Consider the following 22373-nt stretch of genomic DNA (forward strand, 5'->3'; position numbering starts at 1 on the left):
GTGCCGCACGGGGCGGGTGACGCGGAATTGCCGTTTCACCCGGGCCGCCGGCTCCCCGTCTTGGAGCCTCCTACAGCACCCGCCGGCCGTACGGACGCGGCCACGGCGCCCGCCCGGGCCGTACCGGAGGCACCCCGGGCCGTGCGGAAGCGCCCGCCCGGCCCGGGCCCCGGGGTTCCCGTTCCGGGCTTCCGGCGCCGGCCGCGCGGCCTCCGTCGGGGCTACAGCCCCCGGCGCCGCCGGGCCCGGCGGACCAGGGCGGCGGTGCCGAGCAGGGCGACGGTGGCCCCCGCGGCTCCGGCTGCCGTGGCGTCCTTGCGGCCCAGTCGGCGGCCCGCCACCGTGTGGCGGCCCTCCACCTCGGCCAGCAGCGCGGCGAGCACCTCCTCGTTGGTCCAGGCCGGCCGCCAGCCCGCGTCGTGCAGCCGGCTCACGCTCACCACCCAGGGGTGCATCGTGTAGGCGAGGTCGCCGGCCGGCGAGGGGGTGAGCCCGATCCGGTGGAGCCGGGCCGCCGCCCCGAGCGCCACGGCGGAGGGCAGCTCCATCCGCCGGATGCCGCTCAGCTCCTCCACCTCCTCCTGCTCCAGCCAGCCGTCGCAGCCGACCGCGAGCTCCCCGTCCACCTTCTCCAGGGCCGCGTACTCCAGGGCGCTGACCAGGTCGTCCACATGGCAGAACTGCCAGGTCGGGTGCGATCCGGCGACCACCAGCAGCCGGGGCGACTCGAAGTAGCGGGTCAGCGCCGTGTCGGTGCCGCCGACCAGGACGGCGGGCCGGACGACCGTGACCTGGAGCCCGGGGTGGGCCCGGGGAGCCCGGCGGCCGAGCCGCTCGATCTCCAGCAGGTCACCGACCCCGGTGGCCTCGGCGGTCGCCCGCAGCTCGGCGTCCTCGGAGAGCGGTACGTCGTTGTCGGGCAGGGCCCCGTAGACCATCGCGGAGGTGCACAGCACCACCCGGCGCACCCCGGCCGCCGCGGCGGCGGTCAGCACGGTCTGGGTGCCCCGCACGTTGTACGCCGTCCGGGCGGCCGCGTCGGTCTCCAGGTCCAGGTCGAGCGCGAGATGGACCACCACGTCCACGCCGCGCAGCCGCTCCGCGATGGCCGGGTCGCGCACGTCCAGCAGATGCCACTGCGCCTCGGACACCTCGCCCCGGCGCTCGTCGATGGCGATGACCTGCTTGATCTCCTCGGACGCGGCCAGCCGCCGGGTCAGCAGATCACCGACGCCGGTGGCGGCGCCGGTGACCGCGACGACGGGGCCGCGTCCCCGCCCGGCCGGCGGGGTCGATGGGTTTCGCGCTGCGCGAACCTGCGGATCTGGGGAACTCACCAGGCGTCTCCAGCGGTTGTCTTCATATACGTACGTCATTCGTACGCCAGGGGCACGTCCGTACCAGGTGGCGTCCATCCTGCCGCAGCCCACCGGCGGCCGGAGCACCGAGCCCGCCCGGCCGCCGCCGGGCGGGCGGGCGAAGGACCGGAACCGCCCCCCGAAGGGCGTACGGCACGGCCCGGCAGGACGCGCGGACGAGGGCGTACGGCGTCCCCGGCGCGGGTGCACGGCGTCCCGGCAGGGCCGTACGGCGCCCCCGTACGGCGCTCCGGCGGGGGCGCGCGGCGTACCGGGCGGGCGTACCGCCCCGTCCGCCGGACGAGATCATGACGACACGACCTACGCTGGGAGTGTTGTCGGGCAACCGCCGCCGGCCGGAGCCGGTGGCCCTACGAGCCGAGGAAACCCGTGAGTGACACCCCATTCGGATTCGGCCTTCCGCCGGAGGAGCCGGAGAACGGCGACGAAGGCAAGAAGAAGGGCCCCCAGGGTGACCCCTTCGGGTTCGGCGCGCTGCCGGGCGGTGGCCCCGGCGGGGCGGACAACCCCTTCGCCGCGATGTTCGGCTCGCTGAACCCGGCCGACCTGGGCCAGGCGTTCCAGCAGCTCGGCCAGATGCTGAGCTACGAGGGCGGCCCGGTCAACTGGGACATGGCCAAGCAGATCGCCCGGGGCACCGTCTCCCAGGGCGCCCCGGACGGCTCCAAGGACGCCAGCGTGGGCGTGGCCGAGCGGGCGGCGGTCGAGGAGGCCGTGCGGCTGGCGGATCTCTGGCTGGACGACGCGACCTCGCTGCCCTCGGGCGCGCACTCGGCCGTGGCGTGGAGCCGCGCCGAGTGGGTCGAGGCGACGCTGCCGGCCTGGCAGCAGCTGGTGGACCCGGTGGCCGAGCGGGTCGGTGCGGCGATGGGCGATGTGCTGCCCGAGGAGATGCAGGCCATGGCGGGCCCGCTGATCGGCATGATGCGCTCCATGGGCGGCGCCATGTTCGGCCAGCAGATCGGCCGGGCGGTCGGCGCGCTCGCCGGCGAGGTGGTCGGCTCCACCGATGTGGGGCTGCCGCTGGGCCCGGCGAACAAGGCCGCGCTGCTGCCGCTGAACATCGAGCGGTTCGGCAAGGACCTGGGCGTCGGCCAGGACGAGGTGCGGCTCTATCTGGCCCTGCGCGAGGCCGCCCACCAGCGGCTCTTCGCCCATGTGCCGTGGCTGCGCTCGCACCTGTTCGGCGCCGTCGAGGGCTACGCCCGGGGCATCAAGGTGGACACCTCCAAGCTGGAGGACGCGGTCGGCCAGCTCGACCCGGCCAACCCCGAGCAGCTTCAGGAAGCACTCCAGCAGGGCATGTTCCAGCCGGAGGACACCCCGGAGCAGAAGGCCGCCCTGGCCCGCCTGGAGACGGCGCTCGCGCTGGTCGAGGGCTGGGTGGACGCGGTGGTGCACGCCGCCGCCAAGTCCCGGCTGACCTCGGCGGACGCGCTGCGCGAGACGTTGCGCCGGCGCCGGGCGACGGGCGGTCCCGCCGAGCAGACCTTCGCCACGCTGATCGGGCTCGAACTGCGCCCCCGGCGCCTCCGGGACGCCTCCCGGCTCTGGGCCTCGCTCACCGACGCGCGCGGCGTCGACGGGCGGGACGGCCTCTGGGAGCACCCGGACATGCTCCCGACCGCCTCCGACCTGGACGACCCGGACGGCTTCGTGCACCGCGAGCACGCGGACTTCTCCGAGCTGGACAAGATGCTCGGCGAGGCGGCCGGCGGGCGGACGAGCCTCCGCAAGGACGCCGCCGACGGCGACGCCGACAGCACCGGTTCCGACGCCGCCGGGAAGGCCCCCGGCGACTCCGACCAATCCGGGGATTCCGGTGCGTCCGGGGATTCGGGCCCGTCCGGCTCGGACGAGGGCCCCGGCACCGCCCCCGGCACCGACCGGTGAGCCTGCACGACGACGCGGCCCTGGTGCTCAAGGAGTACCAGGGCTCCGGGGACCAGCCGGAGCTGTGCCAGGTGTTCCTGGACCATCTGGCGGCCCACCCGGACGGCATGTGGAAGGCGTGCGGGGCCGGCCATCTGACCGCCAGCGCCCTGGTGGTCGACCCGGAGCGGGGCCGGGTGCTGCTCACCCTGCACCGGAAGCTCGGCATGTGGCTCCAGATGGGCGGCCACTGCGAGCCGGGCGATCCGACGCTGGCCGCGGCGGCACTGCGGGAGGCCACCGAGGAGTCGGGGGTGCCCGGGCTGACCCTGCGGCCGGGCGGCCCGGCCCGGCTGGACCGGCACCCCATCCCGGCGCCCTGCCACTGGCACCTGGACGTGCAGTATCTGGCGGTGGCGCCGCCGGGAGCGGTGACCGCGATCAGCGACGAGTCCCTGGACCTGCGCTGGTTCGGGTACGACGAGGTGGCGGAGGTGGCCGACGCCTCGGTGGTCCGGCTCGCGGAGGCGGCCAGGGCCGCGTTCGGACCGGCCCGCTGACCGTCGGCCGACGCGCCGGCCGGCCGGCGGCCTGTGCGCTGACCGGCGGCCGGACGGCTGACCGGTACGCGTACGGGCCGGGGTGCGGGGCCGCTGTCCCCGCACCCCGCTCCGGCTCAGCTCCAGGCGTTGCCCTGGTTCTGGGCGTGCGCGCCGTGCTGGCCGACGCCGTACTGGGCGCCGAGCCCCGAGCCGATCCGGGCGTGCTGCGGGGGCAGCACCTCACTGGGCTGGACCAGGGCGAAGCCGTTCCCCAGGAAGCTCAGTTCCCAGCCCTCACCCGAGGAGCCGCGCCGCCGCCGGACACTGGAGGAGTGCGTCTGCGCCTGCATCTGGACGCGCAGCCCGGAGGACCAGGCGACGATCGCGTCCGCGTCGGCGGTGGCGTACGTCTCCGGGGTGATCCGCATCATCAGCGGCTGACCTGACGTCATCAGCGCGACCCTGCCGCGCCCCGAGATGTTCAGCTGGTACTTGCCGGAGCCGGAGATGCCGTACTGGCTGTCCACCGCGATGACCTCGGTGTGCAGGGCGGAGTCCAGCGCCAGGACATAGGCGCTGTCCACGGTGAGGCCCTCCTGCTCGACCTCCACCACATGGATGTACTGGGCGAGGTTGGCGAAGTAGACCGTGCCCTGGCCGGAGCAGCGCATCAGATCGAGGCCCTCGCCGGTGGCCGCCCGGGCGCGGCGCTGCCCGGGGGTGCGGTACTCGCCGTCGAAGTCGATCAGCCCCTGGTAGGCGACCATGGCCCCCTTGCGGGCGAGCACGTCGTCGTGGCCGGTGAGCGCCACCCGCAGCAACTGCGGGTTCTGCACGGCGTACCGCTCCTGGCTCTGCTGTTCGGTGTGGCTGAAAAGCGGACTCTGCATGACGTGTTCTCGCTCCCCCTCAGCCCCGGACCCGAAGCCGGTCGGTGCTGTCCTCACTCGGCTGTACGACGACGATTCCCTGGCCCGAGAAGGCCATCTGGTACGCCTCCCCGCTGCCCCGGCCGATCAGCGAGGACGCCGTGAAGCTGCGCTTGCCCTTCACCTTGAGCGCGGGCGACCAGGCGACGAGCGCGTCCGGATCGACGTAGGTCTCGTCCTCCCCGCGCCCGCAGTCGACCACCACCGGGGTGCCGAGGGAGGTGAGGGCGACCCAGCCGGTGCCGGAGAGGGTGACGTTCCACAGGCCCTGTCCGCTGAACTTGGCGAGTCCCTTCACCCGCTCCACGCCCCACTGGAGGTGGGCGTCGAAGGCGAGGACGTTGGAGCCGTTGACCGAGAGGGCGTCATTGTCCAGATGCAGTACGACGACATCGGCGCCGTAGTCGGCGAGGTAGAGCAGTCCGTCGCCGGAGCAGCGCATCAGCGGCATGCCCTCACCGGTCACCCACTGGGCGGCGATCTGGCGGACGGCGGGCGGATTGGGCTCGTACTGGACGAAGCCCTCATAGGCGACCATCGAACCGGTCCTGGCGTACAGGTCCTGGCCGGCGGCCATGGCGACCTTGAGCATGGCCCGGCCGTGGTTCTCCATCCGGGCCGTGACGGGGGTGGGGGCGTAGCCCGCGAGCTGCTGGTTCATTCCGGGCTCCCTCAGACCTCGTAGGGCTGGACGACGATGAAGTTGCCGGGGGCGCCCCGGAACTGGAGGTTGACGGTCTCGCCGCTGTGTCCGGGGTAGGCGTTGCGGCGCAGCCGGACCTGGCTGGAGAGGATCACCTGGGACGCGGACGACCAGGCGACGACGGCGTTGGCGTCGGCGAAGGTGGTCGGCGTGACGGGGAGGACGACCGGGGTGCCCCGGGTCTTCACCACTACCGTGCCGCTGCCCTGGAACTGCATGGTGAACAGCGCGCCGCCGGGTATGCCGTGGCCCTCGATGCGGCGGACCTCGTGGTGCAGGGACTCGTCGAAGGCGAGCACGTTCTCGGCGGAGACGCAGATGCCGTCGCCCTGGAGCTCGATCGGGTGCAGATGGGCGCCGTCCTCGGCGAGGAAGACCTGGCCGCGTCCGGTGCAGCGCATCAGCTGCATCTCCTGGCCGGTGGCGTTCCCGACGATCCGGCCGGTGAAGCCGGCGCCCTTGTAGCCGAAGTCGACCTTGCCCTGGTACATGACCATGCTGCCCTGCCGGGCCAGTACGGGCGTCCCGCCCATCGCCAGGTCGACCCGCATGAGCTGCTGGTTCTGCGGGGTCCAGCGCTGGCCGGTCGGGGTCTCGCGGTACTTCTGGAGGGCGGCCGCGAGCCCGGGCCCGCCGGCCGGCGCGGCCGCCGCTGGGGGTTGCTGGCCGTAGGGCGCCGGCTGTCCTCCGTACCCCGGGGGCCGGCCATGGGGGGGCGTCTGGCCGGGGGCCGGCGGCTGTCCGTAGCCCTGGGGCGCGCCGGCCGGGGGCTGGCCGTAGCCGGGCGGCTGCCCGTACCCCGGGGGCTGTCCGTAGCCGGGCGGCGGGGTCTGGCCGTGGCCGGATGGTTGCTGGCCGTGCGGGGCGGGGGCGCCCGGGTGCGGGGGCTGACCGGGGTGGCCCGGGGCCCCGGGCTGCGGGGGATCACCGTAGGGCGCGGCCGGCGGGGCGAGCGGAGCGGCCAGGGTGGGCGCGGAGTGCAGCTGCGGCGCCGGGGCCGGGGCGGGGACCGGGGCGCCGAACGGCGGGGTCCCGGCCGCCGGGGCCGGAGCGGGCGGCGACGGAGGCGCGGCGGACGACGGGGCGGCCGGGGGCGCCGGGGCGGCCGGGGGCGCGAACGCCGGCGGCGCGAAGGCGGGCGGCGCGGCGGCCGCCGGCTCCTCCTCGGCGACCTCGCCGCCGAAGTTCTTCAGCAGCGCCTCCAGACCGCCGTCGAAACCCTGGCCGACGGCGGCGAACCGCCAGCCGTCCTTCCGGTAGAAGTCGCCCAGCATCACCGCGCGCTCGGTGCTGAACTCGGAGCCGTCGAACGCGTACCGCGCGACCTCCTCGCCGCCCGCGACGATCCGCAGATACCCGGAGCCCGTTCCGGACATCTGCCCGGCGCCGTCGATGGCCGCGGTGAAGGAGAGCCGGTGGATGTGGTCGGGCACGCGGTCGAGCGTGACCCGGAAGGACTCGGTGTCCCCGGCCTGCGCGCCGAGCAGCTGGATGGACTCCTCGGGCGACTTCGGCTGATTGAAGAAGACGAAATAGCGGTCGTCGGAGAGCCGTTCGGCGGCGTCGAGTCCGAAACAGCTGATGTCGAAGGTCAGTCCCGGAGCGTCGATCCGCACACCCACGTACAGATCGGTTCCGGGAGTGAGATCACTGATCCTGGCCTTGTGGCCGCGCTGGAATTCCCTGGCCATGCGTAACGACCGTCCCCCGTCCGTACCGGAATGCGATTGCGTCGCGCCAGGCTAACGGCTGCCGGCGACATCCGGCCAAGACGGTACGGATTCGGTACCGGACAGGTCCGGCAGAGCACGGGTTGGATACAGGGTGAGTCCGGTGCCGGGCGGGTGCGGTACGGACGGGTTCGGTACGAACGGGTGAGGCCGGTGATCCCGGCGGTGTTCACTCTCCGCCGTCGTCCGGCGGGCCCGGCAGCCGGCCGGCCGCCACCACGCCCTCCAGGAACCCCCGGGCCCGCTCGGTGCGCGGGTACGCCTCCAGCAGCCGCCAGAAGTCCGGCCCGTGCCCCGGCACCAGCAGATGGGCCAGCTCGTGCAGGAGCACATAGTCCACGACGTACTCGGGCATGCCCCGGAGCCGGTGGGAGAGCCGGATGCTGCCCTCGGCCGGAGTGCAGGAGCCCCAGCGGGTGTTCTGGTTGGTCACCCAGCGGACCGTCGCCGGACGCGCCCGGCCGCCGAGGTACTGCGCCGAGAGGCGGGCCGCGCGCTCGGCCAGCTCGCTGTCGCCGGGCCGGCGGCGGCTCTCCTGGGCGGCGAGCTTGTCGAGCATCACGCCGACCCAGCGCCGCTCCTCCGCCTCCGACATCCGGGCCGGGATGAGCACCACGGTCCGGTCGCCCTCGCGGTAGGCGGACACGGTCCGGCGCCGCCGGGAGCTCCGGCGGACCTCGATCGCGCTCGCCCCGGCGTCGCGGGACGGGCCGCTGAGCGGACTGGGATGGTGGTCGGCGGGCACGCCCCGACGTTACCCGCTGTCAGCGCCCGCCGTCCGCCCGCGCCACTCTCCCGTGGCGACCGGCGCAGCGCGTCGCGGACCCGGAGAAGACCGCCGGCCCCGTCGGCTCGGCTCATCTCAAACGATGAAAGACCCGCCCCTGTGGACAACTTTCCGCGTGCTCTTCGCGGGGCGGGCATTCTGACGAACACGCCGAAGAAACGGCACGAGCGACAGCGTCAATGACAGCGAGACGGAAACACACAGCCCCGGCGCGAGACGCACGAGACGCCGGAGATCACGGGGGACGGCATGCATCCAAGACTGAAACCGGCGCTGCGGAGCGCCTGGCGGAGTTTGCAGCAGGTGCAGTTCGGCATCACGCCGGCGCACTCCGTGCTGCTGGGCCCGGTGGACACCACCACCGGAAGTCTGCTGAGCCTGCTGGACGGGACGCGCGGCCCGGAGCTGCTCCGCGAGGCGGCGCGGAAGCTGAGACTGCCGGACGGGCGGCTGGAGCTGCTGCTCGACCGGCTGGCGGCGGCGGGGCTGCTGGACGACCCGGCCGACGGCGATCCGGCGGTCATCGCACTGCGCGAGCGCCCGGAGGCCGACCGGCTCCGCTCCGACCTGGCCTCGCTCTCCGTCGTGCACCGGGAGCCCGGGGCGGCGGGCCGGCGGCTGGCGGCCCGGCGGGAGCTGCGGGTCCAGGTGCGGGGCGCGGGGCGAGTGGGGGCGGCGGTGGCGGCCCTGCTCTCGGCCGCCGGTGTGGGGCGGGTCGATGTGCTGGACGGCGGCCGGGTGCGGCCGTGGGAGGTGTCGCCCGGCGGGCTGCCCGGCGACGCGGTGGGCGAGCGGCGTGACACGGCGGCCCGGCGGCTGGTCGGGCGTTCGGCCCCGGGCGGGCGGCTGCCCAGGGCCGCGCCGGAGGGAGCCGGGCGCGGGGCCGGGTCGGGGCCGCTCGCGGAGCCGGGGCTGGCCCTGGTGGTGGTCGCGCCCCGGGACGGCATCGGGGTGTACGCGCCGGACTCCCGCCCGGCCGAGGACTGGATGGCCACCGGGACGCCCCAGTTGTACGCCGGGGTGGCCGAGGCGACCGCGGTGGTGGGCCCGCTGGTGCTGCCGGGCGGCACGGCCTGCGCCCGCTGTCTGGAGCTGGAGCGGGCCGACCGGGATCCCTCCTGGCCCCGGTTGGTGGCACAGTGGCGGTCGGGGCTGCGGGAGCTGCCGCCGCCCTGCGACGTGGCGCTGGCCTCGGCGGTGGCGGGGCTGGCGGCGGCCCACGCCCTGGCCTTCCTCGACGGCGACCTCCCGGCGAGCACGGGTGCCCGCTGGGAGGCGTCGCTGCCGCTCCTGGAGTGGCGCTCGGAGCGGCTGGCGCCGCATCCGGAGTGCCGCTGCGGGGCGGCCGGACGGGCCGGCGGGGAGGAGCCCGGGGCGGCGCCGGAAGGGCAGGACACAATGGGCGGGACAGCGGTCACCGGCGGGGCCGGCGGCCCGGGACGGACGCGGCAGGGCAGTCAGGGACTTGGAGGGGCGTATGTCTGATCTTCCACGCAAGGCGGTCACCCGGACCGCCAAGCTGGCCGCGCTGCCGCTGGGCTTCGCGGGCCGGGCCACCTGGGGCCTGGGCAAGCGGATCGGCGGCAAATCGGCCGAGCTGGTGGCCAGGGAGCTGCAACAGCGCACGGCCGACCAGCTGTTCAAGGTGCTGGGCGAGCTGAAGGGCGGGGCGATGAAGCTCGGGCAGGCGCTGTCCGTCTTCGAGTCGGCCCTGCCGGAGGAGGTCGCCGGCCCCTACCGGGCGGCCCTCACCAAACTCCAGGAGGCGGCGCCACCGCTGCCCGCGGCCACCGTGCGCGCGGTGCTGGCGGAGCGGCTGGGCCCCGAGTGGCGGGAGCTGTTCCAGGAGTTCACGGACACCCCGGCGGCGGCCGCCTCGATCGGCCAGGTCCACCGGGCGGTCTGGCGGGACGGCCGCGAGGTCGCGGTCAAGGTGCAGTACCCGGGCGCGGGTGACGCCCTGCTCTCCGATCTCACCCAACTGAGCCGGTTCGTCCGGCTGCTGGGGCCGCTGGTGCCGGGCATGGACATCAAGCCGCTGATCAGCGAGATGCGCGCCCGGGTGGCCGAGGAGCTGGACTACGGCCTGGAAGCCCGGTCGCAGCGGGCGCACGCCGAGGAGTTCGCGGACGATCCCGATGTGGTGGTCCCGGCCGTGGTGCACCAGTCGGACCAGGTGCTGGTCACCGAGTGGATCGACGGGGTGCCGCTCTCCGAGGTGATCGCGGACGGCACCCCCGAACAGCGCGACCGGGCCGGTCAGCTGCTGGCGAGGTTCCTCTTCTCCGGCCCCGGGCGCACCGGTCTGCTCCACGCGGACCCGCACCCGGGCAACTTCCGGCTGCTGCCGGACGGGAAGAGCGACGGAGCCGGCTGGCGGCTGGGGGTGCTGGACTTCGGCACCGTGGACCGGCTGCCGGGCGGTCTGCCGGAAACCATAGGCGCCTCCCTGCGGCTGGCCCTGGCGGGCGAGGCGGAGAGCGTCTACGGGCTGCTGCGTCAGGAGGGGTTCGTCCGGGAGTCGATCGAACTCGACCCCGACGCGGTCTACGAGTACCTGGTGCCGATCATCGAACCGGCCAGAGCCGAGGAGTTCACCTTCACCCGGAGCTGGTTGCGCACCCAGGCGGCTCGGATCGCGGACCCCCGCTCCCCCGCACACCAGTTGGGCAAGCAGCTCAATCTGCCGCCCTCGTATCTGCTGATCCACCGGGTGACGCTGAGCACCATCGGGGTGCTCTGCCAGCTGAACGCGACGGTCCGGCTCCGCGACGAACTGGAGTCCTGGCTGCCCGGTTTCCTGCCGGAGGAGCGGCCGGAGATCCCGGAGCAGCAGTCCGCGCCCGCCGAGCCGGCCACACCGGCCACCCCCCGGAGCTGAGGGCCTGCCGGCCTGCGGGCCTGACAGTACGACCGTCGACCGCGCCCCCGGACCGGCAGCCACGGGGCCGGTCGGGCCTGGGGCTGGTCGGATGCGGGTCGGCCACCGGGCCGGGCGGCCACCGGCGGCGACGGTCACGGCCGGGGCGACTGGGGTGCCGACGGTCACGGCCGGGGCCCCGGCGTTCCCGGCGCGGACGATCCCCGGCCGCACGATCTCCAGCCCGCACGGTCCCCGGCCGGGGCCGCCGGGCCGGACCGGCGGGGCCCCCGGGGGGCGCGCCGGCGGGCAGTCGGCAGGCCGCACCGGCGTCCGGCGGGGCGGCTCACCACCAGGATGAGTCGAGCCTGCTCTCGATGGCGCGGATGTGGTCCCGGGCACACCGCTCGCAGAAGTACTGACGGGTGCCGTTCTCCACGGAGCAGAGCCAGGTCGCCGGCACGCCGTCGGCGGTCGCGCCGCAGCGGGCGCAGACGGCACCGGGCGCCCCGGGGCCCGGGGCGGAGGAGGACACGGCAGGAGCGGAGGGCGGAGTCCGGTCGTTCACCACGAGACGATAACCCCACCGGCCACCGGCACCGGGGAGAACTCACGGAAGAGCCGGTCCGGCCCTCGAACACTCCTGAACGCCCGTGGGGGCCGGTCCGGAGCGGACCGGCCCCCACGGGGAGCTGAAGGAGCTGACGGGATCTGGCCGGGTCAGTGCATGACCGCCATGGCCAGCGCCCGGCGGGCACGCAGCGAGACGCGCTCGGCGCGCCGCTGCATACGCCGGGCCGCCACCAGGCGCACGGCCTGGCGCTCCGCCTCGGCTTCCCGCAGGCGCTCGTGCATATGCGCACGGGCCAGGGCTTCTTGGAGCAATTGCATGTCACGGATCCTGTTCTGGCGCGACACGGGCGCGCCGGTGGCGGAAGGAAAGTCCAGGTGGTTCGCGGAGCCGAAGGGCTCGCGGGTGGAAGAGGTCATCTGAGCCTGCTTCTGGGGGTCGTGCGTCAGGGGGCGATCGATGGTGCCGGTGGCGTTCATGCCGAGACCGGGTTCTTGCGCGGACGGCCACGCGGCCGCTTGCGCGCCACGACCACTCCCTGGACGAAGAGCTCACCGCCCCAGACACCCCAGGGCTCGCGCCGCTCCTTCGCGCCCGCGAGGCAGGCGGCCATGAGCGGGCAGGTGCGGCAGAGGGACTTCGCGTACTCGACGTCGGCCGGCGACTCCGCGAAGAAGACCTCGGGGTCATAGGCGCGGCAGGGCACGGGCGTGGCGAGGTTCTCGATGGCGTCGTCGAGCGCGGTGAGCGCGGTGAGCGCGGTGAGCGGAGCGAGGGGGGTCAAGTCGGGGTCCTCCGTGAGGGGCGGGGCGATCGCGTCGGAAGGCGGTACGGACGGGGCGTGCGCTTCGAGTTGCACGGTGGTGTCTTCCTCGTCTGGTTCGGTCCGGCCGGTCGGCCGGTGGGCTGGTACCGGGTTCTGCCTGTCCCGAGGCCCCTTCGGTCCGTTCCGCCCGGTCGGGCAAAACAGAAGGGCCGCGGATCCCGGGTGGGGTTCCGCGGCCCTGAAGGCGCCGGCCTGATCACTGGATCAGGCTGGATCACTCCAGGGTTCGAGCCCACGGAAGGCCCACATGGTGTGGTGCTGCGTCTGCTGCTTGTGTTCGGCACCGGTCGCCGCGCAGGCATAGGCCGTGGCCTCCGCCGCCGCTACTCCTGCTTCCAGCGCCTTGGTCGGTCGCTCATTCCGCTCCCGGACGGGCAGAGCCGCCGGGAGGGCCAGGGGACGCACGGCTGCGAAGCCGGACATACCGGTGCCCTGGACCTGGAACGCCGAGGCGGAGAGGCCGAGCGAGCAGGTGGAGGCGGAAATCGGGCGATCGGTCAGTTTGGCGGTGGTGCTGGTGTTGATGCTGATCACTGGACTCGCCTCCTCTCGGCGTCTCGGGGGGAGACCGGCCGGGGCCGGCTCCGCACGTATTCGGATGGATTAGTACAGCACGAGGACCGGGCTTCCAGGAAGCCGCCGTTCTCGTGGTTAAGAACCTATGGGGATCGCGGGCGCCCGCGCAAACTATTTTTCCGATGACTTCTCACGCATCTGCCAGGTGGTCTGATCCACCGTTCTGACCTGCGCAGATGGCCAGGACATCGGCGCCGAAGCGGTCCAGCTTGCGGACGCCGACGCCGGCGATGCGGGCGAGCTCCCCGGCGTCCGACGGGACCGCCTCCGCGATCGCCATCAGCGTCTTGTCGGTGAAGACGCAGTAGGCGGGCTGGGCCAGCTGCCGGGCCTGTCCGGCCCGCCAGTCGTGCAGACGGTTGTAGAGGCCCTCGTCCATGTCGGAGGGGCAGTCCTCGCAGCGCGTCAGCTTCATCGCCCCGGCCTCGGTGAGCGTGGTGCCGCAGACCCGGCACCGCACCGGGCCGCGCGCCCGGCGCCGGCCGCCGCCCGTGCCGCGCCCCGCGCCCCCGGGCTCCCCGGCCGCGTCGAGCGGTGAGCGGGGTCCCGGTGCCGCCGCCGAGCCGGTCCGCAGGCCGTGCAGGAACCGGCTGGGGCGCCGGGAGGCCCTGCCCCCAGGCGAGCGGGAGAGCGCCCAGGAGAGGGCGAGGTGCAGCCGGGCCCGGGTGACCCCGACGTACAGCAGCCGGCGCTCCTCCTCGATCTGCTCCTCGGTCCTGGCGTAGGTGATCGGGAGCATGCCCTCGGTGAGCCCCACCAGGAAGACCGCGTCCCACTCCAGGCCCTTGGCCGCGTGCAGCGAGGCGAGCGTCACGCCCTGGACCGCCGGGGCGTGCTGGGCGGCGGCCCGCTCGTCCAGCTCCGCGACGAGGTCGCCCAGGGTGGCGCCCGGCCGGGCGGCGGCGAAGTCCTCGGCCAGCCGGACCAGCGCGGCCAGCGACTCCCAGCGGTCCCGGACCGATCCCGAGCCCGCCGGGGGCTCGGGCGTCCACCCCTTGGTGGAGAGCACCGCCCGCACCTGGGACGGCAGGTCCACCACGTCGTCGAGCAGCGCGTCATTGCCGCCGAACCGGGCGGCCCCGCGCAGCGCCGCGCCCGCCTCCCGGACCTCCTGCCGCTCGAAGAACCGCTCGGCCCCGCGCAGCTGGTAGGGGACCCCGACGTCCGCGAGGGCCTGCTCGTAGACCTCGGACTGGGCGTTGATCCGGTACAGCACCGCGATCTCGCCCGCCGGGACACCGGCGGCGATCAGGTCCCGGATCCGGCGGGCGGCGCCCTCGGCCTCGGAGGGCTCGTCACCGTACTCGGTGAAGACCGGCTCGGGGCCCGGGTCCCGCTGCGAGACCAGGGCGAGCCGGTGGTCGGCGGCCCGGCCCCGGGCCTGGGCGAGCAGACCGTTGGCCAGGTGGACGACCTGGGGGGTGGAGCGGTAGTCCCGGACCAGCTTCACCACGGTCGCCCCGGGGTGGCGGGTCCGGAAGTCCAGCAGGTGGTCGGGGGTGGCGCCGGTGAAGGAATAGATGGTCTGGCTGGCGTCCCCGACCACGCAGATGCTGTTCCGGTCCCCGAGCCACAGCTCCAGCAGCCGCTGCTGGAGCGGCGAGACGTCCTGGTACTCGTCCACCACGAAGTGCTGGTACTGCCGTCGCACCTGGTCCGCGATGTCGTGCCGGTCCTGGAGGACGGCGACGGTCAGCAGCAGCACGTCCTCGAAGTCGATGACGCCCCGGTCCCGCTTCAGCTGCTCGTACATGGCGTAGATCTGGCCGATCTCGGCCCGGTCGCGGGGGGCGTCCCGGCCGGCCCGGACGGCCGCCGCCGGGTAGTCGGCGGGCACGGTCTGGGTGACCTTGGCCCACTCGATCTCGCCGGTGGTGTCGCGCAGCTCGTTCCGGTCCAGCCGGACCCGGCAGCGGGCCGCCGCCTCGCCCACCAGCTGGACCTTCCGCTCCAGCAGCCGGGGGATCTCGCCGCCGATGGCTTTCGGCCAGAAGTACTGGAGCTGCCGGAGCGCCGCCGAGTGGAAGGTCCGCGCCTGCACCCCGCCGGCGCCGAGCTGCCGCAGCCGGCCGCGCATCTCCCCGGCCGCCCGGTTGGTGAAGGTGACCGCGAGCACCGTCGCGGGCTGGAGGATGCCCGCCCGCACCCCGTAGGCGATCCGGTGGGTGATCGCCCTGGTCTTGCCCGTACCGGCGCCGGCCAGCACACACACCGGCCCGTGCAGGGCGGTCGCCACCTCGCGCTGCTCCGGGTCGAGCCCGTCGAGCACCGCGTCGGCGTCCTGCGGCGGCAGCGCGTACTGGCTCGCGCCGGCGGTGCCGGAGGCATGCGGGAAGAGGGTGGAGTGCGGGGCTGATGTCACCCTGCCATGCTGCCAGGTCTCCCGGCGGCTGCGCGGCGCCCGTCCACAGTCCCGTCCCGACCATCACATTTTCGCCACCGCAGAGGATCAAGGAACGCCGGTGTGGCCGGGGCCGCACCGGGAATGGTTCGCCGGGTCCGGACGTTCTCCGGTGCGACGACGCCGAACCCAGAAGGAGCGCGAGAAGCGATGCAGGGCACTGTGACGATGTACAGCACCACCTGGTGCGGCTACTGCCGGCGGCTGAAGAGCCAGCTGGACCGCGAGGGCATCGCGTACACCGAGATCAACATCGAGCAGGACCCGGAGTCGGCCGCGTTCGTGGAGAAGGCCAACGGCGGCAACCAGACCGTGCCCACCGTGCGTGTGGCGCCCGCCACGGGCGGCGCGGAGGTCGTCATGACCAACCCGAGCCTGGCCCAGGTGAAGCAGGCGCTGGCCGTCTGAGGCACCGGACGCGCCCGTCGCGAGGAGGCCCCACCGCCGGAAGGACCGGGCGGCGGGGCCTCACGCGTGCCGGGCCCGGGCCGGCGGGCGGCGGGGGCCGCGGCTGCCGGGCCGGGGGTCAGCGGGTGGGGAGGGGTTCGCCGTACCAGATCTCGATGAGGCGGGAGGCGATGGAGATGCCGAACGGCGGCAGCACCTCGCCGGAGGCGAAGGCGGCCCGCAGCTCGGCGCGGGAGAACCAGCGGGCCTCCTCGATCTCGTCGCCGTCCACCTGGATCTCCGTCGAGGTGGCGCGGGCGAAGAAGCCGAGCATCAGGCTGGAGGGGAACGGCCAGGGCTGGCTGGCGAGGTACTCGACCTTGCCGACGGCCAGACCGGCCTCCTCCTGGACCTCGCGGGCCACCGCCTGCTCGATGGACTCGCCCGGCTCCACGAAGCCGGCCAGGGTGGAGAAGCGGCCCTCCGGCCAGTGCACCTGGCGGCCGAGGAGCACCCGGTCCTGGTCGTCGGTGACCAGCATGATCACCGCCGGGTCGGTGCGCGGGTAGTGCTCGGCGCCGCAGGCCTGGCAGCGGCGGATGTGGCCGGCCGCGGCGATCACCGTGCGCTCGCCGCAGCGGGAGCAGAAACGATGCATCCGCTGCCAGTTCTCCAGCGCCACGGCGTGGACCATCAGGCCCGCGTCCCGGTCGCCGAGGAGCAGACCCGCCTCGCGCAGTCCGGCCGCGCGGGCGGACTGGTCCATCCGGCCCGGCAGGCTGTCCTTCTGGAGGGCGAAGTAGCTGACGCCCGCCTCGTCGGTGCCGAGGAAGTACCGGTGGGTCTCGGTGAGCGGCGCCTCGAAGGACGGGGTCATCACCAGCTCGGTGCGGCCGTCCGGGGTGTCGTCGATCAGCACCTGGCCGCCGGAGACCACGAAGACCCGGGTGGAGGGGTGGCTCCAGGCGGCCGCCAGCCAGGCCTCGTCCAGGCGGTGGTGAGCGGCACGGTCGATGCCGCTCGGTGCGGTGAGGCCGATGGGCTGCCGCCCGGCCTCGTCACTGATGGTGCTCACTTGAGGTTCCTACTCCCCCGGATCACTGGGTCGGGTACGTCTGGTCGGCGGGTCGGCGGAGCGCGTCCGGCAGGTCGCTCCACAGGTGGGCGGCGGCCTCCGCGCCCTTGAGCAGCAGGTCCAGCTCGACCTTCTCGTTGGGCGCGTGCCAGCCGTCGGACGGCACCGAGATGCCGAGGAACAGCACCGGGGCCGCCAGCACGTCCTGGAGGTCGGCCGCCGGGCCGGAGCCGCCCTCACGGGTGAACCGGATCTTCGCGCCGTCGAAGGCCGCGCTCATCGACCGTACGACGGATCGGAGCGCGGGGTGGTCGAGCGGGGTGAGGCAGGGGCGGGTGGGGGCGCCGAAGACGATCTCGTGGCGGATGCCGGGCGGGACCTGACCGGCCACCCACTCCCGTACCGCGGTCTCGATCTTGTCCGGATCCTGGCCGGCGACCAGCCGGAACGACAGCTTCAGCCGGGCCGAGGCGGGCACGATGGTCTTGCCGCCGGGGCCCTGGTAGCCGCCGCCGATGCCGTTGACCTCGGCGGTGGGCCGGGCCCAGACCCGCTCCAGGGTGGAGTACCCGGCCTCACCGGAGGCGGCGTACGACCTGGCGGTGCGGAGCCAGGTGGCCTCGTCGAAGGGCAGCTCCGCGATGAGCGCCCGCTCGGCGTCGGTCAGCTCGGCCACGTCGTCGTAGAAGCCGGGGACGGTCACCCGCTCCTGCTCGTCGTGGAGCGCGGCGACCAGCCGGGCGGCGGCGGTGGCCGGGTTGGGCACCGCCCCGCCGAAGGCGCCGGAGTGGATGTCCTGGTCGGGGCCGGTCAGCTCGATCTCGCAGTCGGCCACCCCGCGCATCCCGGTGCAGACGGTGGGGGTGGTCTCGGACCACATCCCGGTGTCCGAGACGATCACCACACCGGCGGCCAGCCGCTCCCGGTGCTCCTCCACCAGCGCCCGGAAGTGCGCGGAGCCGGACTCCTCCTCGCCCTCGACCAGCAGCTTGAGGTGGACGGCGGGCGCGGTCCTGCCGGTGGCGGCGAGATGGGCCCGGACGCCCAGGGTGTGGAAGAACACCTGGCCCTTGTCGTCGGCGGCGCCGCGCGCGTACAGCCGGTTTCCCCGGACGACGGGCGCGAAGGGGTCGGTGTCCCAGCCGTCCTCCCGGACGGCGGGCTGCACGTCGTGGTGGCCGTAGACCAGGACGACCGGCGCGTCCGGGTCGCCGGAGGGCCACTCCGCGAAGACCGCGGGACCGCCGTCCCCGGCCGTCTCCCAGACCTCCGCCACCGGGAAGCCGGTGTCCCCCAGCGTCTCGGCCAGCCACTCCGCGCTGCGCCGCACATCGGCGGCGTGCTCGGGCTGGGCCGAGACCGACGGGATGCGCAGCCAGGCGGCGAGGTCGTCGAGGAAGGCCGCGCGGTGCTGCTCGACATACGCGCGTACGGGATGGACGGCACTGTCCGGGGTGTCGCTCATATGACCGAGCCTATCCGGCGTCCGGAGTGGATCGGCCGGCCCCGGGGTGAGCTTGATCATGGGGCGCGGGCCCGGGCGGACCGCCGGCCGGGGCGGGCTCGGGGAGCAACAGGCGTTCCAGCTCCCGACGGCCCGGAAGACGGCCGGGGCGGACGACCTCCCCGGTGCGGACATAGACGAAGGCGGCGCCCACCTCGTCCGCCGGCAGACCGTGCGCCTCCGCCCAGGCCAGCCGGTAGACGGCCAGCTGGAGCGGGTCCCCGTCGCGGGTGCGGCTGGTCTTCCAGTCCACGATCTCGTACGCCCCGGTCGCCTCGTCCCGGTAGACCGCGTCGATCCGGCCCCGGACCACCCGGCCCGCCAGCTCCAGCTGGAACGGGGCCTCCATCCGGTACGGGGTGCGGCGGGCGTACGGGGTGTGCTCGAACGCCTCCTTGAGCGCGGCCAGGTCGCGTTCGTCGGCGATCTCGGGCTCGTCCGCGTACACCTCGCCGCCCGGCAGCTCGTCCGGGCCCAGCATCGGCAGCGGCAGCGCCTCGAACCGCGCCTCCACCCAGGCGTGGAACCGGGTGCCGCGCCGGGCGGCGGGCTGCGGGGGGCGGGGCATGGGCCGGGCCAGCTCCTGGGCGAAGGCGTCCGGGTCGGCGGCGAGCCGGAGCAGCTGGGAGGCCGAGAGGGAGGCGGGCAGCGGGACGTCCCGGACGGTGGCGCGGGCCCGCAGCAGCTCGCCGGTGAGCGCGTCGAGGTCCCGGTCCCAGGAGGTGATGGCCCGGGCCTCCTCGGGGGTGAGCGGCTCCCCGGGCTCCCGGGGAGCGGGCAGGGCGGGCCGTCGCCCGGGGGGCTTGACTCCGGCGGGCGTGGTGCGGGGTGCGGTCCCGGCGGCCGGGGTTCCGGCGGCTCGCGCCTCGGTGGCCGGGGTCCCGGCGGTCCGGGGCCCGGGGGCCTCGTCGGCGGTCGTGTCGGACCGGGCCGGCCGGTCCTCCCACGCGCCGGGGTCGGGCGGCAGGTCGTCCTCGGGCCAGGGCTCGGACCGGAACTCGGGCCAGGGCTCGTCCCACGGCTCCGGGGGTTCGCCGTCCGCCGGGCGCCCGGAGGCGGGCGGGAGGTCCGCCCAGAGGTCCGCGTCCGGGTCGGCCTCCGGAGCGGCCGGAGCGGTCCATGCCTCCGGAGCAGCCGGGTCGTCCGGATCCGCCGGGGCCGCCGAAAAGTCCGGGGCCACCGAAAAGTCCGCCGGGACCGGGGAAACGTCCGGGGAAAAGTCCGCCTCGTCGGCCGGCGCGTGCGGAAAGTCCGCCGGGGCGGTCGAAAAGTCCGGCCGGAGGTCCGCCGGGCCGGGGGAAAGGTCCGGGCGGGCGTCCGCCGCATACATGCCGGGGTCCGGGTACGTGCCGGGGGAAAGGTCCGGGCGGGCCTCCACCGGATACGCAACGGGGCCCGGGCCCGCGCCCAGGTCCGGCTCCCGGTCCGCGTCCGGGCCAGCCGCCGCTTCCAGATACGCCAGCACCCGGTCGCGGGCCTCGCGGCGGCGGCGGAGGGAGTCGGGGTCGAGCGGCAGCGGCCAGGGCTGCTCGGTCGTGGCGGCGGCCAGCGCCGGGTTCTCGTCGCCCGCGTCCGGGTCGGGTGCCTCCGCCCAGGCCTCGACCTCCCCGTGGCCGGCCGCGCAGTGCTCGTACAGCGCCTCCAGGAAGGGCGACGGGCCCCGGGGGCGCTTCTGGGTCGGCCCCCACCAGTGGGCGGAGGCCAGCAGCAGCGACCGGGGCCGGGTGAAGGTCACATAGCCGAGCCGCAGCTCCTCGGTGTGCTGGTGCTCCTTCATCGCCTCCTTGAAGGACTTCATCGCCCCGGCGTCCCAGGTGTCGATGCCCGGCAGGGTGGGCGCGTCGCCGCGCAGGGCGTGCGGGAGCACCTGGGGCTGGGCCGTCCAGGACTCCCGGGCGCGGGCGCTCGGGAACTGCCCGGCGACCAGTCCGGGGACCGCCACCACGTCCCACTCCAGGCCCTTGGACTTGTGGGCGGTCAGCACCTTGACGGTGTTCTCGCCGCCCGGCAGCGCGTTGTCCAGGCCCTTCTCGTACTGCGCCGCGGTCCGCAGGAAGCCCAGGAAGGCGAGGAGCGACGCCTCCCCGTCGAGCGAGGCGAAACCGGCGGCGATGTCCAGGAAGTGGTGGAGGGTCTCCCGGCGGCGGGCGGCCAGGGCGTGCGGGGACGCCGACAGCTCGACCTCCAGGCCCGTCTGGGCCAGCACCCGGTGCAGCACGTCCATCAGCGGGTCGGCCAGCGAGCGGCGCAGCTCCCGCAGCTCGGCCGCGAGCCGGGCGAACCGGACCCGGGCCTCGGCGGAGAACGGCAGCCCGCCGTCATCCGTGCCGGAGCCGGAGCCGGGGCCGGAAAGGGAGCCGCCCGCGTCCAGGAAGGTGTCCAGCGCGTCGGCGAGGGATATCACCTCGGCCGGGTCCACCCCCTCCACGGCGGCGGCGAGACGCTGGTCCGGGTCGGTCTCCTCGCCCGGGCGGTGGACCAGGAGCCGGGCGCGGCGGCCGAGCAGGGCCAGGTCCCGGGGGCCGATCCGCCAGCGGGGCCCGGTGAGCAGCCGGACCAGGGAGGCGTTGGCGCCCGGGTCCTGGAGCACCTCGCAGACCGCCACCAGATCGGCCACCTCGGGGAGGTGCAGCAGCCCGGAGAGGCCGACCACCTCGACCGGCACCTCCCGGGCGACCAGCTCGGCCTGGATGCGCGGGAAGTCGGTGGCGGTGCGGCAGAGGACGGCGATCTCGCCCGGCTCCTTGCCGGTGCGGACCAGATGGGCGATCGAGTCGGCCAGCCAGGCCAGCTCCTCGTCCTGGGTGGGCAGCAGGGCGACGCGCACGGAGCCGTCCCGCTCGGCGCCGGGGGCGGGGCGCAGCGCCTCCACGCCCTCGTGCATGGCCCGCAGCGGGGCGGCGAGGCCGTTGGCCAGCTCCAGCAGCCGGCCGCCGCTGCGCCGGTTCTCGCTGAGCGCGTACCGGGCGGCGGGGGTGCCGTCCCGGTGGGCGAAGTGCTCGGGGAAGTCGTCCAGATTGGCCACCGAGGCACCGCGCCAGCCGTAGATGGCCTGGCAGGGGTCGCCCACGGCGGTGACCGGATGGCCCGTGCCGCCGCCGAAGAGGCCGGAGAGCAGCAGCCGCTGGGCGACCGAGGTGTCCTGGTACTCGTCGAGCAGCACCACCCGGAACTCGTCCCGGAGGATCGCGCCCACCTCCGGCCGCTCCAGGGCGAGCCGGGCGGAGAGGGCGATCTGGTCCCCGAAGTCGAGCAGGTCGCGCTCGCCCTTGGCGGTCCGGTAGCGCTGGACCAGGCCCAGCAGCTCGCGGCGGGCGGCGGCGGCCTCCGGGATCTTGCGCAGGTCGGCGTTGCTGAGCCGGGCACCGGCCAGCTCGTCGAGCAGCCCGGTGTCGTACGCCAGCAGCTCGGCCGGCTCGACCAGGTGCTCGGCCAGCTCGGCGTCGAGCGCCAGCAGATCCCCGACCAGGGTGGCGAAGGACTTGGTGAGCGCGGGATACGGGCCGGGGGCCTCGCGGAGCACCCGGGCGGCGAGCTGGTAGCGGGTGGCGTCGGCGAGCAGCCGGGCGGACGGCTCCAGGCCGATGCGCAGACCGTGGTCGGTGAGGAGCTGCCCGGCGAAGGCGTGGTACGTGGAGATGCGCGGCTCGCCCTGGACGGCCGGGTCGCCGGTGGCCGGGTCCACCGCCGGGTCGGGGTCGGTGATCCCGGCCCGGACCAGCGCCGTACGCACCCGCTCGGCCAGCTCCCCGGCGGCCTTGTTGGTGAAGGTGAGGCCCAGCACCTGCTCGGGCGCGACCTGCCCGGTGCCGACCAGCCAGACCACCCGGGCGGCCATCACCGTCGTCTTGCCGGAGCCGGCGCCGGCTACGACGACCCCCGGGGCGGGCGGGGCGGTGATGCACTCCGTCTGCTCCGGGGTGAACGGGATGCCGAGCAGCTCCTTGAGCTGGTCGGGGTCGGTGAGGCGAGCGGTCACCCCAGAGAGGCTAACCGGCGCCACCGACAGGCCCGATTCGCCCTGTCTGTCCGGCCCTCTGCCGGGCCCTCTGCCCGAGGGCTGCCCGGGGGGGCTGTCCGGGCCGCCGGTCGCCGCGCGAGCTGCTGGCCCTCCGCCCTGCCGCCCGCCGCCCGCCGCCCGACGGCCCGGCGGCCCGCCTTCCGGGCTGTTGTCCGGGCTACCGGTCACCCGGTGGACCGGTGACTCCGACGCCCGGTCACTCCACGAGCC

General features: G+C 74.9%; 18 protein-coding genes. 5 read left to right on the forward strand and 13 right to left on the reverse strand.

The features are described 5' to 3' along the window. Positions 1 to 221: 221 nt before the first annotated feature. On the reverse strand, positions 222 to 1337 hold the full coding sequence (locus NX801_RS01625; protein ID WP_258784898.1) for an SDR family oxidoreductase: 1116 nt from the start codon (positions 1335 to 1337) through the stop codon (positions 222 to 224). 411 nt (positions 1338 to 1748) lie between these two features. Here NX801_RS01625 and NX801_RS01630 point away from each other — a divergent pair, with 411 nt between their 5' ends. Further along, positions 1749 to 3272, forward strand: a complete 1524-nt coding sequence (locus tag NX801_RS01630) for a zinc-dependent metalloprotease (RefSeq protein WP_258784899.1) — start codon at positions 1749 to 1751, stop codon at positions 3270 to 3272. Beyond that, the gene (locus NX801_RS01635; protein ID WP_258784900.1) at positions 3269 to 3811 is read left to right on the forward strand and encodes an NUDIX hydrolase; all 543 of its coding nucleotides are present in this window, start codon (positions 3269 to 3271) and stop codon (positions 3809 to 3811) included. The genes NX801_RS01630 and NX801_RS01635 overlap by 4 nt, the downstream gene beginning before the upstream one ends. Positions 3812 to 3927: 116 nt before the next feature. Here NX801_RS01635 and NX801_RS01640 read toward each other — a convergent pair whose 3' ends face one another. From NX801_RS01640 to NX801_RS01655, 4 genes are all read right to left on the reverse strand, one after another. Further along, positions 3928 to 4683 carry an AIM24 family protein gene (locus NX801_RS01640; RefSeq protein ID WP_258784901.1) on the reverse strand — a complete coding sequence of 252 codons (756 nt, stop codon included), beginning with the start codon at positions 4681 to 4683 and terminating at the stop codon, positions 3928 to 3930. A gap of 19 nt (positions 4684 to 4702) precedes the next feature. Continuing rightward, a complete protein-coding gene (locus tag NX801_RS01645) occupies positions 4703 to 5383 on the reverse strand; it encodes an AIM24 family protein (protein WP_258784902.1) in 681 nt (226 codons plus the stop codon). A gap of 11 nt (positions 5384 to 5394) precedes the next feature. Continuing rightward, the gene (locus NX801_RS01650; protein WP_258784903.1) at positions 5395 to 7116 is read right to left on the reverse strand and encodes a TerD family protein; all 1722 of its coding nucleotides are present in this window, start codon (positions 7114 to 7116) and stop codon (positions 5395 to 5397) included. A 208-nt stretch (positions 7117 to 7324) separates the two neighbouring features. Continuing rightward, on the reverse strand, positions 7325 to 7900 hold the full coding sequence (locus tag NX801_RS01655; RefSeq protein ID WP_258784904.1) for a M48 metallopeptidase family protein: 576 nt from the start codon (positions 7898 to 7900) through the stop codon (positions 7325 to 7327). 291 nt (positions 7901 to 8191) lie between these two features. On the opposite strand from NX801_RS01655, the gene NX801_RS01660 reads away from it, so the two are divergent. Then, positions 8192 to 9427: a TOMM precursor leader peptide-binding protein gene (locus NX801_RS01660; RefSeq protein ID WP_258784905.1), complete on the forward strand. Its 1236-nt coding sequence runs from the start codon at positions 8192 to 8194 to the stop codon at positions 9425 to 9427. Next, positions 9420 to 10823 (forward strand): ABC1 kinase family protein, encoded by a 1404-nt coding sequence (locus tag NX801_RS01665; RefSeq protein WP_258784906.1) that lies wholly within the window; start codon positions 9420 to 9422, stop codon positions 10821 to 10823. Before NX801_RS01660 ends, NX801_RS01665 begins: the two co-directional genes overlap by 8 nt. 325 nt (positions 10824 to 11148) lie before the next feature. On the opposite strand, the gene NX801_RS01670 is transcribed toward NX801_RS01665, so the two are convergent. The 5 genes from NX801_RS01670 to NX801_RS01690 form a co-directional block, all read right to left on the reverse strand. Next, the gene (locus NX801_RS01670; protein WP_258785216.1) at positions 11149 to 11337 is read right to left on the reverse strand and encodes a hypothetical protein; all 189 of its coding nucleotides are present in this window, start codon (positions 11335 to 11337) and stop codon (positions 11149 to 11151) included. 185 nt (positions 11338 to 11522) lie between these two features. Next, positions 11523 to 11852, reverse strand: coding sequence for a hypothetical protein (locus NX801_RS01675; protein WP_258784907.1), 330 nt, complete (start codon positions 11850 to 11852; stop codon positions 11523 to 11525). Continuing rightward, entirely contained in the window at positions 11849 to 12232 is a 384-nt protein-coding gene (locus tag NX801_RS01680; RefSeq protein WP_258784908.1) for a WhiB family transcriptional regulator, read from the reverse strand. Before NX801_RS01680 ends, NX801_RS01675 begins: the two co-directional genes overlap by 4 nt. 171 nt (positions 12233 to 12403) lie before the next feature. Beyond that, a complete protein-coding gene (locus NX801_RS01685; protein WP_258784909.1) occupies positions 12404 to 12733 on the reverse strand; it encodes a hypothetical protein in 330 nt (109 codons plus the stop codon). Positions 12734 to 12905: 172 nt separating this feature from the next. Further along, complete coding sequence (locus NX801_RS01690; RefSeq protein WP_309505761.1) at positions 12906 to 15137, reverse strand: ATP-dependent DNA helicase UvrD2; 2232 nt, start codon at positions 15135 to 15137, stop codon at positions 12906 to 12908. Positions 15138 to 15326: 189 nt separating this feature from the next. Between NX801_RS01690 and NX801_RS01695 the strand changes: the two genes are divergently transcribed. Next, complete coding sequence (locus NX801_RS01695; protein ID WP_258784910.1) at positions 15327 to 15584, forward strand: mycoredoxin; 258 nt, start codon at positions 15327 to 15329, stop codon at positions 15582 to 15584. A 118-nt stretch (positions 15585 to 15702) separates the two neighbouring features. On the opposite strand, the gene nudC is transcribed toward NX801_RS01695, so the two are convergent. Genes nudC through NX801_RS01710 form a run of 3 tightly spaced genes read right to left on the reverse strand, consistent with a single transcriptional unit; the run spans position 15703 to position 22121 of the window. Then, positions 15703 to 16638: an NAD(+) diphosphatase gene (gene nudC / locus NX801_RS01700; protein WP_258784911.1), complete on the reverse strand. Its 936-nt coding sequence runs from the start codon at positions 16636 to 16638 to the stop codon at positions 15703 to 15705. Positions 16639 to 16660: 22 nt separating this feature from the next. Next, positions 16661 to 18103 (reverse strand): dipeptidase, encoded by a 1443-nt coding sequence (locus tag NX801_RS01705; protein WP_258784912.1) that lies wholly within the window; start codon positions 18101 to 18103, stop codon positions 16661 to 16663. Positions 18104 to 18113: 10 nt separating this feature from the next. Beyond that, the gene (locus NX801_RS01710; RefSeq protein WP_258784913.1) at positions 18114 to 22121 is read right to left on the reverse strand and encodes an ATP-dependent DNA helicase; all 4008 of its coding nucleotides are present in this window, start codon (positions 22119 to 22121) and stop codon (positions 18114 to 18116) included. Between the last annotated feature and the right edge of the window lie 252 nt (positions 22122 to 22373).

The sequence above is a fragment of the Streptomyces pyxinae genome, from assembly GCF_024756275.1.
GTDB classification, from domain to species: domain Bacteria; phylum Actinomycetota; class Actinomycetes; order Streptomycetales; family Streptomycetaceae; genus Streptomyces; species Streptomyces pyxinae.